The 12,414-nt window shown below is 72.7% G+C and carries 9 protein-coding genes and 1 pseudogene; 6 read left to right on the top strand and 4 right to left on the bottom strand.

Annotated features, from left to right (window positions below; genetic code table 11):
• Window positions 1-82: 82 nt before the first annotated feature.
• Both JIX56_RS39335 and JIX56_RS39330 read right to left on the bottom strand, forming a co-directional pair.
• Window positions 83-844, bottom strand: coding sequence for a GntR family transcriptional regulator (locus JIX56_RS39335; RefSeq protein ID WP_257548044.1), 762 nt, complete (start codon window positions 842-844; stop codon window positions 83-85).
• Window positions 845-969: 125 nt separating this feature from the next.
• Window positions 970-1,854 carry an RNA polymerase sigma-70 factor gene (locus tag JIX56_RS39330; RefSeq protein WP_257548034.1) on the bottom strand — a complete coding sequence of 295 codons (885 nt, stop codon included), beginning with the start codon at window positions 1,852-1,854 and terminating at the stop codon, window positions 970-972.
• A 159-nt stretch (window positions 1,855-2,013) separates the two neighbouring features.
• Here JIX56_RS39330 and JIX56_RS39325 point away from each other — a divergent pair, with 159 nt between their 5' ends.
• Entirely contained in the window at window positions 2,014-2,847 is an 834-nt protein-coding gene (locus JIX56_RS39325) for an alpha/beta fold hydrolase (RefSeq protein ID WP_257548032.1), read from the top strand.
• 87 nt (window positions 2,848-2,934) lie between these two features.
• Here JIX56_RS39325 and JIX56_RS39320 read toward each other — a convergent pair.
• A pseudogene (locus tag JIX56_RS39320) lies at window positions 2,935-3,750 on the bottom strand (DMT family transporter); the annotation flags it as partial.
• 47 nt (window positions 3,751-3,797) lie between these two features.
• On the opposite strand from JIX56_RS39320, the gene pdxR reads away from it, so the two are divergent.
• The 3 genes from pdxR (at window position 3,798) to JIX56_RS39305 (ending at window position 8,641) form a co-directional block, all read left to right on the top strand.
• The gene (pdxR, locus tag JIX56_RS39315; protein ID WP_257548031.1) at window positions 3,798-5,237 is read left to right on the top strand and encodes a MocR-like pyridoxine biosynthesis transcription factor PdxR; all 1,440 of its coding nucleotides are present in this window, start codon (window positions 3,798-3,800) and stop codon (window positions 5,235-5,237) included.
• A 283-nt stretch (window positions 5,238-5,520) separates the two neighbouring features.
• Entirely contained in the window at window positions 5,521-7,116 is a 1,596-nt protein-coding gene (locus JIX56_RS39310) for an alkaline phosphatase D family protein (RefSeq protein WP_257548029.1), read from the top strand.
• Window positions 7,117-7,339: 223 nt separating this feature from the next.
• Entirely contained in the window at window positions 7,340-8,641 is a 1,302-nt protein-coding gene (locus JIX56_RS39305; RefSeq protein WP_257548028.1) for a GNAT family N-acetyltransferase, read from the top strand.
• 186 nt (window positions 8,642-8,827) lie between these two features.
• Here the strand turns inward: JIX56_RS39305 and JIX56_RS39300 are convergent, their stop codons facing one another.
• Window positions 8,828-10,066 (bottom strand): trans-sulfuration enzyme family protein, encoded by a 1,239-nt coding sequence (locus tag JIX56_RS39300; protein WP_257548026.1) that lies wholly within the window; start codon window positions 10,064-10,066, stop codon window positions 8,828-8,830.
• A gap of 59 nt (window positions 10,067-10,125) precedes the next feature.
• Between JIX56_RS39300 and JIX56_RS39295 the strand changes: the two genes are divergently transcribed.
• Together JIX56_RS39295 and JIX56_RS39290 are read left to right on the top strand one after the other, a co-directional pair.
• Window positions 10,126-10,617, top strand: coding sequence for an Lrp/AsnC family transcriptional regulator (locus tag JIX56_RS39295; RefSeq protein WP_257548011.1), 492 nt, complete (start codon window positions 10,126-10,128; stop codon window positions 10,615-10,617).
• Window positions 10,618-10,722: 105 nt separating this feature from the next.
• Window positions 10,723-12,414 carry a DUF885 domain-containing protein gene (locus JIX56_RS39290; RefSeq protein WP_257548001.1) on the top strand — a complete coding sequence of 564 codons (1,692 nt, stop codon included), beginning with the start codon at window positions 10,723-10,725 and terminating at the stop codon, window positions 12,412-12,414.

Raw genomic sequence — 12,414 nt, 5'->3', positions numbered from 1 at the left:
ACCGGTCCCCCCGTAGCCCCTGAAAACGCCGCGCCCCGGAAATCCGGGGCGCGGCGGGTGCGGTGCGAGGGGCTGCCCGCGGTCAGGACGCGCGGCGCTCCGGGCCGTGGTGGATCTCTACGCCGCCGGAGTCGCCGAAGGTCAGGCGGCACGTGTCAGCGCGGTAGGTGGCCATGGAGACGGCCGCCGTGCGTCCCTCCGCGAAGAAGCGGGTCGTGACGACGAGGACGGGCGCGCCGGGCAGCCGGTCGAGTTCCTTGGCGTCGTCCGCACGGGCCGAGCCCAGCTCGACCGAGCGGTCCTGCCCCTCCAGCTCCAGGCGCTGCAGCTCACGCAGCACGGCACGCGCGCGTGCCGCGCCGGAGGGCGCGTCTATGGCGGAGAGGGCGGGCACCGAGTCCGCCGGGATGTAGAGCAGCTCCGCGGCGACGGGCTGGCCGTGCGACATGCGGGAGCGGCGCACCACGTACACCTGCTCGCCGTGGCGGGTCTGCAGGATGCCGGCGACCGCGGCGGGCGGCACCGCCTCCTGGCAGTCCACGGACTGCCAGGCGTCGCCGATCGTGCCCGGCCACGCGTGCTGCTCGCCGCCCACGGCGACGCCCATGCGGGGCGGTGCCACGGTGGTGCCGACGCCGCGCCGGCGCTGCAGCCGGCCCTCCAGTTCGAGCTGCTCCAGCGCCTGGCGGAGCGTGGCCCGGGCGACACCGAAGCGGGCCGCGAGGTCACGTTCGTTGGGCAGGATCTCACCCACCGAGAACTCGGAGTCCAATGCCTCACTGAGCACGGTCTTCAGATGCCAGTACTTCGGTTCCGGCACTGATTCCAGCTGCTGGGTCCCCACCCTGTCCTCCGCTGCTTCGCCGTGGCCCGGCGGCGTTTTTAGCGCCCTTGTTTATTAAAGGTTGTTGCACTTTCTTGCGACCATAGGCCTGCCCCCACCCTTGGTCAAGACCAATCAGCGAACCCTCAGCCATCCGACAGGAGGAGGAGCTTCTCCGGGTTGCGCATGATGTAGACGCACTGGATCCGGCCGTCGGCGACCTCGAGCTGGAACACGCTGTCGACCTTGGCCCCGGACTGGACGACGACCGAGATGCCGCCGTTGATCTCCAGGAAGCGGAACGACGCGTCCGCGATGCCCTTGCCGGCGGTTCCGTGCAGGAACCGGCCCACCTTGTCGGCGGTTTCGAGGACGCGCACCGGGGCCTTGGCCAGACCACCGGCGTCGGCCACCAGACGGACGTCGGGGGCCAGCAGCGACATGAGCCCGTCGAGGTCTCCGCCGGCCGCGGCGGCGAGGAACCGTTCGGTCAGTTCGCGACGCTCGGCCGGGTCGACCTCGTAGCGCGGGCGTCGCTCGTCGACGTGCCGACGGGCCCGGCCGGCGAGCTGGCGGACGGCGGGCTCGGTGCGGTCGATCATGGCCGCGATCTCGGCGTACGGGTAGCCGAAGGCCTCCCGGAGCACGAACACCGCGCGTTCCAGGGGTGAGAGGGACTCCATGACGACGAGGACGGCGAGCGAGACGGTGTCGGCGAGGACGGCCCGCTCGGCGGTGTCCGGGACGGTGGCCCCGTAGTCGGTGACGTACGGCTCGGGCAGCCACGGGCCGGGGTACGTCTCGTTGCGGGACCGCACCTGGCGCAGCCGGTCGATGGCGAGGCGGGTGGTGACGCGGACCAGATAGCCGCGCGGTTCGCGCACATCGGACCGGTCGGCGCCGGACCAGCGCAGCCAGGCCTCCTGGACCACGTCCTCGGCATCGGCGACCCGGCCGAGCATGCGGTAGGCGACTCCCATGAGGACGGGGCGGTGCTCTTCGAAGACGTCGGTCGCGATGTCGGTGGTCACCGTTCCATCCCATCCCGCGGAGCGCGGCTCTGTCCAGGCGATTGCGATGACACACGCGGGCTTGTTACTCCCCAGGACTACCCGCCGGTAGCAGTTGCTGACAAGCTGTCTACGAACCCGTACGTCAGCGCGCCACCCGCACAGACGAGGAGCTGCACCATGCCCGCCGCCACGGTCTCCTTCCAGGTCCCCTCCCCGCTCGGCCCGCGGCCCGTGACGGTCTCCTACGCGCGCGAGGGCGCCGGCGAGCCGCTGCTCCTGCTGCACGGCATCGGCCACCACCGGCAGGCCTGGGACCCGGTGGTCCACATCCTGGCGGCCGAACGCGAGGTCATCACCGTGGACCTCCCCGGCTTCGGCGAGTCGCCCGCGCTGCCGGACGGCCTCACCTACGACCTGCCCACGACGACCGCCGTGTTCGGCGCCTTCTGCGAGGCCCTGGAGCTCGACCGTCCCCATGTGGCGGGCAACTCCCTGGGCGGTCTGCTCGCGCTGGAACTGGGCCGCGAGAAGCTCGTACGGTCCATCACGGCCCTGTCCCCGGCCGGGTTCTGGAACGAGGCCGAGCGGCGTTACGCGTTCGGTGTCCTGCTCGCCATGCGGCACATCTCGCGGCGGCTGCCGCTGCCACTGGTCGAGCGGCTGTCCCGGTCCGCGGCCGGCCGTACGGCCTTGACGAGCACCATCTACGCCCGTCCGGCCCGCCGTTCACCCGAGGCGGTGGTCGCCGAGACGCTCGCGCTGGCGGGGGCGACCGGGTTCGACGCCACCCTCCGGGCCGGTGGCGGCGTTCTGTTCACCGACGACATCCCGGGGCTGCCGATCACCGTGGCCTGGGGTACGCGGGACTGGCTGCTCGTGCGCCGCCAGGGCGTCCGGGCCAAGCGGCTCATCCCCGGGGCCCGGCTGGTGCGGCTGCCCGGCTGCGGCCACTGCCCCATGAACGACGACCCCGCCCTGGTCGCCCGCGTCATCCTCGACGGCAGCCGCTGACCGGCGGCGGATCGACGCCCCCGACCCCAGGGCGACTCCGGCGCCCACCAGCGCGCTGCCGACGGCCTGTGCGGCGCCGTAGGAACCGGTGCCGACGAGGGGCGCCGTGCAGGCGGCGGCCACCGGGATGAGACCGGAGAAGAGGGTGGCGCGCTCGGCGCCGATGCGCTGCATGCCCATGTACCAGCACACGAATCCGATGACCGTGACGACGGCCGCCTGCCACAGCAGCGCGGCGGTCTCGGTGCCGTCCGGGCGACGCAGCCAGGCGCCGCCGTCGACGACCAGGCCGACGACCGCCGACTCGACCGCGGCGACACCGCACACGGTCGCCGAGAGCAGTCTCGGGCCGAGCGGCCGCAGCACCGGTACGGCCAGCACCGCGAAGCCCACCTCGCCCGCCAGCGCGCACACCGAGAAGGCGATCCCGGCGCCGTCCGTACGGCCCCAGCCCTGGACGGTGAACGCGCCGGCCGCGACGAGCAACGCCCCATGGAGGACAAGCCGTTGCGGACGCCGGCCCTCCAGCAGCGGTACGAGGACGGCCACGACCACCGGGGCACAGCCCACGAAGACGCCCGGTACCGCCGGTTCCGCGGTGCGCTCTGCGGCGATCACGGCGACGTTGAAGCCGACCATGCCGACGGCCGCGAGCAGCGCCAGCCGCGTCCACTGCCGTGCGGTGAGGCGGCGCAGGGGTGCCGTGCCGCCCCGGCCGAGGAGCGGGAGCAGCAGGAGGCAGGCGAGGCCGTAGCGGAGGAACTGGCCGCCCGCGTACGGGTAGTCGCCCAGGACGCTGTTGGCGGTGAAGGAGCCGCCGACGAGGACACAGGCGAGGGCGGCGAGGAGGGCTCCGTCGGTGGTGGAGTTGGGCGCGGTGGTCCGCACGGGCGTGGCTTTCATGGTCGTGACGCTAGGGAGGCGGGCGGCCCGGATTAAGGTCCACTTCCATGACGTCATCGGGGACCAATTCGGCGGAGGGTGATCCCTCGGGGTCCGTCGCCTGGGCCGCCGCCTGGGAGCTGCTGCTGCCGGTCGCCGACGCGCCTCCACGCGCGCGTGGGCGTACGTTGCAGGCGGCGCTGCGGGAGGCGATCCGCAGGGGCCGGCTCGCGAGGGGGACGCGGCTGCCGTCGAGCCGGGAACTCGCCGCCGATCTGGGGGTGTCGCGCGGGCTGGTGACGGAGGCGTACGAGCAGCTGACCGCGGAGGGGTATCTGCGCAGCGACAGGGGTGCCGGGACCTGGGTGGGCGCCGCCGTCCGGGCCGCCCTCCCACGCGCGCGTGATCTCGCCCCGCGCTCCCCCGGCACCCGCGCCGACTTCGTGTCCGGAACACCGGACCTGTCGCTGTTCCCGCGGGCCGCGTGGGCGGCGGCCCAGCGTGGCGTGCTCGCGGAGCTGCCGCACCAGGCGCTGGGCTACCCCGATCCGCGCGGGCTGCCCCGGCTGCGTACCGCGCTCGCCGAACTGCTCGCCCGACGCCGGGGCGTGGTCGCCGACCCCGAGCGGATCGTCGTCGTCTCCGGGGTGGCTCAGGCCACGACCCTCCTCGGATTCGTGCTCCACGCGCGCGGGGTGCGCCTCGTCGGCGTCGAGGACCCCGGCAGCCCCGAGCACGGCACGCTGTACGCCGCCGCCGGGCTCGGCACCGTACCGCTGCCGCTGGACGAGGAGGGGCTGGCCGTCGGGCCGCTGCGGGAGGCGGGGGTGCGGGCGGTGGTGACGACGCCCGCACACCAGTTCCCGTCCGGGATCGCCTACTCCGCGCGGCGGCGGGCCGAACTGCTCGACTGGGCGCGGTCGGTGGACGGACTGATCGTCGAGGACGACTACGACGGCGACTTCCGCTACGACCGCGCCCCGGTGGGCGCCCTCCAGGGACTCGACCCCGAGCGGGTCGCGTACTCCGGGTCCGTCAGCAAGTCCCTCGCCCCGGGGCTGCGGCTCGGCTGGCTCCTCGTACCGGCGTCGCTGGCCGAGGAGGTCGTCGAGCGCAAACGGACCATGGACCTCGGCCACCCCACCATCGACCAGGCCCTGTTCGCCCGGTTCGTGGAGCGGGGCGACTACGACCGCCAGCTGCGGCGCTGCCAGCGGGCCTACCGGGAGCGGCGCGACACCCTGGTCTCCGCCCTCGCCGAGCACTTCCCCGGCACGGAGGTGTCCGGCATCGCGGCCGGGCTGCACGTCATCGCCGCCCTGCCGGACCGTTACGGCCCTCTCGACCGTTTCCTGGAGCGGGCCACGGCGGCCGGGGTCGCGGTGCGGGGGCTGGCGCGGTACGGGCGGGTGCCTGACGACGGCGTGCGGTTGGTTCTGGGGTACGCGCATCTGTCTCCCGCGCGGATTCGGGAGGGGGTGGGGGTGATGGCGTCGGCGGTCCGCTGACCCACGGGATTTCTCGCCCCCGCCGCCCCTACCCGTCCCATGCCAGGGGCTGCGCGCCCCTTCGACCCCCGTCAAAGACTCGGGGCTCCGCCCCGGACCCCGTTCGCGCAGTTCCCCGCGCCCCTGAAAAGCGTGGTTCCCCGCGCCCCTGAGAACTCTCACGCGGGGTCGGTGCTTCCCTCGCGACCCGGCCAGTTGTTCACTTGTCGTTTCCGTGTGCGCTGCGGCGCACCAGTAGTTGTGGCAGTGCACATTGGCCGAATCCGTCGCTGGAGGCGCATTCATGTCACATCGTCCGCCGAGTTCCCTGCCCGGTCGTCGCAGCGTGCTGCGCGGCTCGCTCGCCGCGTCGGCGGCGCTGGCGCTGCCCGGTTCCGTCGCGCTCGGTTCGGCACCGGCGCTGGCCCTGTCGGGGCGGCCGAAGGCCGGCTGGGGTGTCCAGACCGGGGACGTGACCGCGCACTCCGGGCTGGTGTGGGTGCGCTCGGACCGTCCGGCGCGGATGATCGTCGAGACGTCCGCCACCGAGTCGTTCCGCAACCCGCGCAGATGGCACGGCCCGCTGCTCGGCGCCGGCACGGACTTCACCGGTACGACGCGGCTGCGCGGCCTCCCGGCGGGTGAGCAGATCCACTACCGGGTGCTGCTCGCCGACCCGGACGACCCGCGCCGCACCGGCGAGCCGGTCACCGGCACGTTCCGTACGACGTCGCTGAAGCGTCGCTCCGGGGCGCGCTTCGTGTGGTCGGGCGACCTGGCCGGGCAGGGCTGGGGCATCAACCCCGAGCACGGCGGCTACCGCATCTTCGACGCGATGGGCGCGCTGGACCCGGACTTCTTCCTGTTCAGCGGCGACACCATCTACGCCGACGGCCCGATCGCGGCGACGGCGGCGCTTCCCGACGGCAGCACCTGGCGGAACATCACCACCGAGGAGAAGTCCAAGGTCGCGGAGACGCTCGCCGAGTTCCGGGGCAACTTCCGCTACAACCTGCTGGACGAGAACCTGAAGCGGTTCAACGCGCAGGTGCCCTCGATCGTGCAGTGGGACGACCACGAGGTCACCAACAACTGGTACCCGGGTGAGATCCTCACCGACACCCGGTACACCGAGAAGAACGTGGACGTGCTGGCGGAACGGGCCCGGCGGGCCTTCAGCGAGTACTTCCCGATCTCCACGCTGCGGCCGGGCGCCCGCGAGGGCCGGGTGCACCGCGTCCTGCGCCACGGTCCCCTGCTGGACGTGTTCGTCCTGGACATGCGGACCTACCGCAACGCCAACTCGTCCGACACGCAGACCACCGACCCGGTGGGCATCCTCGGCGCCGAGCAGTTGGAGTGGCTGAAGCGGGAGCTGTCGCGGTCGCGTGCGGTGTGGAAGGTGATCGCCTCCGACATGCCGCTCGGCCTGGTCGTGCCGGACACCGGCGACGGCAAGCCGAACATCGAGGCCGTGGCGCAGGGCGACCCGGGCGCGCCGCTCGGTCGGGAGCTGCAGATCGCCGAGCTGCTGCGGTTCATCAAGCACCGGAAGATCACCGGCACGGTGTGGCTGACGGCCGACGTGCACTACACCTCGGCGCAGCACTACCAGCCGTCGCGGGCCGCCTTCACCGACTTCGAGCCGTTCTGGGAGTTCGTCTCCGGCCCGCTCAACGCCGGTGCCTTCCCGGCGAACGCGCTGGACAACACGTTCGGCCCCGAGCGGGTGTTCGTGAAGGCGCCGACCACGGCGAACGTGTCGCCGGCGGGCGGCTACCAGTTCTTCGGCGAGGTCGACATCGACGGCCACAGCGGGGAGTTGACGGTCCGGCTGCGGGAGCAGGACGGGACCGTGCTGTACACGAAGGTGCTCCAGCCGGGACTCGTCGGCCAGTGACCGGCACGCCGTAGGCCGCCCCGCCGCGCCGCGGCCCCGCCCGATCGGCGCCTCGCCGCAGCGTTGTGGCGGGGCCACCGACGGTCACCGATGGCATCGATACCGACAGCTCCGGTCATACAAAATGCAATAAAAGGGGCAGGGTGATGCATTTACCGGTCAGTCACAGAGCGTTCGTGATCACGCAACACCGTTCGTTCACAGTGGCTACATGACTCCAGACATGTCTGATGTGACGCGGGCGCGGAGCGGCCGCCCGGTACACCACGCGCTGTTGTCCGCCAGGGCCGGGTTCCGCAGTTGGTGGACACGGCGCCACGGTCACGCGCCGCCGACGGGTGATACCGGCGCCCGGCCGCCGCTCGCCGAAGGGCGGCAGGCCGGGCCGTCCGAGACGGGCGCGGACGTGCTCAGCGGCGCGACCACGCTGTGGCGGATGCGGACGACGGTGAAGGACGCGCCGGGTTCGCTGGCCGCGCTGTGCATGGCGCTGGCCGGCCTCAAGGTCGACATCCTGAGCCTGCAGACGCACCCCCTGGCCGAGGGAACGGTGGACGAGTTCCTGCTGCGGGCGCCCGAGGAACTGCCGGCCTCCGAGATCGGCGGGGCGGTGTCGGACGCGGGTGGCAGCGCCACCTGGATCGAGCGCGGAGACGCCCACGACCTGGTGGACGCGCCGACCCGGATCCTCGGTCTGGCCACGCGTACGGCGCTGGACGCGTCGGAACTCCCGCTCGCGCTGCGGCAGTTGCTGGGCCGCTGCACCATCCGCTCGCTGCCCGCCACCGCTCCCGGCTCCGGCCGGGCTCAGGAGAGCGCCCCCGTCGAGGCGGCCCTGGAGGACACGGTGATGCGGCTGCGGGCGCCGGAGGGTGGGGTGATCACGGTGGAGCGGCCGTATCTGCCGTTCACGCCGACGGAGTTCGCGCGGGCGCGGGCCCTGGTGGAGCTGGACGCGCGGCTGGGTCCGCGGATTCCGTGCGGCCAGGACGTGCTGACGCTGCCGGAGGGCAACGACATCACGGTGCGCCGCGCCGACGCCGGGGATCTGCGGGCGGCGAAGGAGATGCACGAGCGGTGCTCCGCACGCACGCTGAGCATGCGGTACCACGGCCCGGTGGGCGATGCCGACCGGTATCTCAAGCATCTGCTCAGCCCCCGCTTCGGCCGGACCCTCGCCGCGCAGACCACCTCCGGCCGCCTCGTCGGCCTCGGTCATCTGCTCTGGGACGGCGACGAGACGGAGATCGCGCTGCTCGTCGAGGACGAGTGGCAGCGGCGCGGTATCGGCGGTGAACTGCTCCGCCGGCTGGTGGACATGGCGGCCGAGACGGGCTGCGAGAACGTGTACGTGGTGACGCAGTCGTCCAACACGGGGATGGTCGCGGCGATGCGGGGGCTTGAGCTGCCGCTCGACTATCAGATCGAGGAAGGGACATTGGTGATCACCGCGCGGTTGGACGAGGTGGGGGTCGCTTCGCGTGCGGCACGGCTGCGGGCACGCCCCGCTGGGATGACCGAGTAGCGGCGGGAAGGGCTTTGGGCCGTTGCCGCGTGCGGGTGTGTGGGGGCTGGTCGCGCAGTTCCCCGCGCCCCTGATGGGGCGCGGTTGCGGGGCGGTGGTTACATGGCCCCGCCCCGCACGTCCGAGCGACTGGGATCTGCTCCAGCGACTTGGATCAGCCCGAGGAGCCGGACCGGCCCAAGTGCCTCAGGCCCGGGCCCGGGCCTGCCTCATGGACAGCACGGCCCTCTCATCAGTGGCCCGCTCCCCTGTCGCCCCGTCGGCCGCCTTCCCCAACGCCCCGTCCAGGTCCGCCCACAGGTCCTCCACGTCCTCCAGCCCCACTGACATCCGCAGCAACCGGTCGCTCACCCCGGCCCCCCGCCTGTCCGTCTCCTCCACGATCCGATGGCTGATGGAGGCCGGGTGCTGGATCAGGGTGTCCACGCTGCCGAGGCTCACCGCCGGGGTGATCAGACGGACCCCGGCGATCACCTCGTGGGGGTCTCCCCGCACCTCGAAGGCGATCATGGCGCCGCCGATCCGCGGGTAGTGGACGCGCGCCACGCGTGGGTCGGCGGTGAGGCGGTGGACGAGTTCCGCGGCGGTCGCGGAGGCCGCGCGGACACGGACGGGGAGGGTCGCCAGGCCGCGCAGCAGAAGGTAGCCGGCGAGGGGGTGGAGGACGCCGCCGGTGGCGAAGCGGACCTGGCGCAGCCGCCCGGCGAACTCCTCGTCGCAGGCCACGACGCCGGCCATGACGTCCCCGTGGCCGCCGAGGTACTTGGTGGCGCTGTGCAGGACGAGCCGGGCGCCCTGTTCGACCGGGCGTTGCAGAACGGGCGTGGCGAAGGTGTTGTCCGCGAGGAGCGGGACCGAGCCGCAGGCGTGGGCGAGGGCCCGCAGGTCCAGTTCGGCGAGGGTCGGGTTGGCCGGGGACTCGACCAGCACGAGACCGGTGTCGGGGCGCAGCGCGTCCGCGACGCCCGCCGGGTCGACCCAGGTGACCTCGGAGCCGAGCAGCCCGGCGGTGAGGAGATGGTCGCTGCAGCCGTAGAGGGGTCGTACGGCGACGACGTGGCGCAGGCCCATGGAGGCGCGGACGAGAAGAACCGCGCTCAGCGCGGCCATGCCGCTGGCGAAGGCGACCGCGCTCTCGGTGCCTTCGAGACGGGCGAGGGCGGTCTCGAAGCGGGCGACGGTCGGGTTGCCGAGCCGCCCGTAGATCGGCGGGCCCTCCGGCTGGGCGCCGTCGGTGGCGAAGGCGTCGATGCGGGCGGCCTCACCACGGCTGTCGTACGACGGGTACGTGGTCGACAGGTCGATCGGCGGAACGTGCAGGCCCTGGCGCGCGAGGTCGTCGCGGCCGGCGTGCACGGCCTCGGTGGCCAGTGCTCTCGGCGTGGTGCGTGCGTGATCGTACGCGTGCGTGCTCGCTGAGTTCATGGCGCCAGAGTGAACATCGGCCGGGCCTCAGCGGTCGAACACCGTGTTACGTTCGAACAATGGCCGAATCCGTCGTACTCGATCCGGTGGATCTTCAGCTGCTGCGGCTGTTGCAGAACGACGCCCGGACGACGTACCGGGATCTGGCCGCGCAGGTCGGGGTCGCGCCGTCGACCTGTCTGGACCGGGTGACGCGGCTGCGGCGCGCGGGCGTGATCCTCGGCCATCAGTTGCGGCTCGATCCGGCCAAGCTGGGGCGTGGTCTGGAGGCGCTGCTGTCGGTGCAGGTCAGACCGCATCGGCGGGAGCTGGTGGGGCCGTTCGTGGAGCGGATCAGGGCGCTGCCGGAGTCGCGGACCGTGTACCACCTCACCGGGCCGGACGACTATCTCGTGCATGTCGCGGTCGCGGACATGACGGATCTGCAGCGGCTGGTCCTCGACGAGTTCACGTCGCGGCGCGAGGTGGCGCGGGTGGAGACCCGGCTGATCTTCCAGCAGTGGGACTGCGGGCCCCTGCTGCCCCCGGACACCGAACGGCCCACGCCCTGAGCCACGGGGCGCGGATCACGCCGTGAGCGGAATCCGGCCGACGTAAGGCTCAAGCGCCCGTTAAGCAGCTGACGCCGCCCCCACCGCCGTACCAAGATTGCCCGCATGTCTGACACCAAGAGCCCTCTGCCCCGTGAGGTCGCCGACGCGTACGTCGACGATCTCATCGCCCTCGACCCCGTGACCGGTACGTATCTGGGTGTGAAGGAGAGTTCCGGCAGGTTGCCGGACACCTCGCCGGCGGGCCAGGAGGCCCGTGCGGAGCTGATCCGGACGACGCTCGCGCGGCTCGACACGGCGGAGCGGCAGCCGGGCGCGGACAGTGACATCGAGCGCCGGTGCGCGCGCCTGCTGCGCGAGCGGCTGACGGCGGAGCTGGCCGTGCACGAGGCCGACGAGGGGCTGCGCGCGGTCGGCAACATGGTCACGCCGCCGCACGAGGTGCGCGAGGTCTTCACCATCACCCCGGCGGAGACCGAGGAGGACTGGGCGGCGATCGCGGAGCGGCTGCGCGCGGTGCCGGCGGCGTACGCCGGTTACCGCGAGTCCCTCGCGCTCGGCCTGGAGCGGAAGCTGTACGCGGGCCCGCGCCCGACCGAGACCTTCATCGGCCAGCTCACCGAGTGGGCGGACACGGACGGGTCGGGGCGCGGCTGGTTCGAGGACTTCGCGTCGGCGGGCCCCGAGTCGCTGCGGGCCGAGCTGGACGAGGCCGCCCGCGCGGCGACCCGGGCCGTGGTGGAGCTGCGCGACTGGATGCGCGACGTGTACGCCCCGGCGGTCGAGGGCGCCCCGAACACGGTCGGCCGGGAGCGCTACGCCAAGCTGGTCCGCTACTTCACGGGTGCGGACCTGGACCTCGACGAGGCGTACGCGTACGGCTGGGCCGAGTTCCACCGGCTGCTCGACGAGATGAGGACGGAGGCCGCGAAGATCCTGCCCGGCGCCGAGACGCCGTGGGTGGCGCTCGCCCATCTCGATGAGCACGGCCGGCACATCGAGGGTGTCGACGAGGTCCGCGACTGGCTGCAGTCGCTGATGGACGAGGCGATCGAGGCGCTGGACGGCACGCACTTCGACCTGGCCGAGCCGGTGCGGAAGGTCGAGTCGTGCATCGCCCCGCCCGGCGGCGCGGCGGCCCCGTACTACTCCGCCCCGACCGAGGACTTCTCCCGCCCGGGCCGCACCTGGCTGCCGACGATGGGGGCGACCCGCTTCCCGGTGTACGACCTGGTCTCCACCTGGTACCACGAGGGCGTCCCCGGCCACCACCTCCAGTTGGCGCAGTGGGTGTACGTCAAGGACGACCTGTCCCGCTACCAGGCCACCATCGGCGGGGTCAGCGCCAACGCCGAGGGCTGGGCCCTGTACGCGGAGCGGCTCATGGACGAGCTGGGCTTCCTCAAGGACGCGGAGGAGCGGCTCGGCTACCTGGACGCGCAGATGATGCGCGCGGCCCGGGTCATCGTCGACATCGGCATGCATCTGGAGCTGGAGATCCCGGCGGACTCCCCCTTCCACCCGGGTGAGCGCTGGACCGTGGATCTGGCCCAGGAGTTCTTCGGCGCCCACAGCAGCCGCCCGGCGGACTTCGTCGAGAGCGAGCTGACCCGCTATCTGACGATGCCGGGCCAGGCCATCGGCTACAAGCTCGGCGAACGCGCCTGGCTGCTGGGCCGGGAGAACGCGCGGCGGCGCCACGGCGACGCCTTCGACGCCAAGGCCTGGCACATGGCCGCGCTGTCCCAGGGATCTCTGGGCCTGGACGACCTGGTGGACGAGCTGTCCCAGCTGTGA

Origin of the sequence: Streptomyces sp. CA-210063 (assembly GCF_024612015.1) — a bacterium.
Classification (GTDB): Bacteria; Actinomycetota; Actinomycetes; order Streptomycetales; family Streptomycetaceae; genus Streptomyces.
Note: the sequence above shows the minus strand (reverse complement) of the source record. Positions and strands in the feature narration are given on the sequence as shown.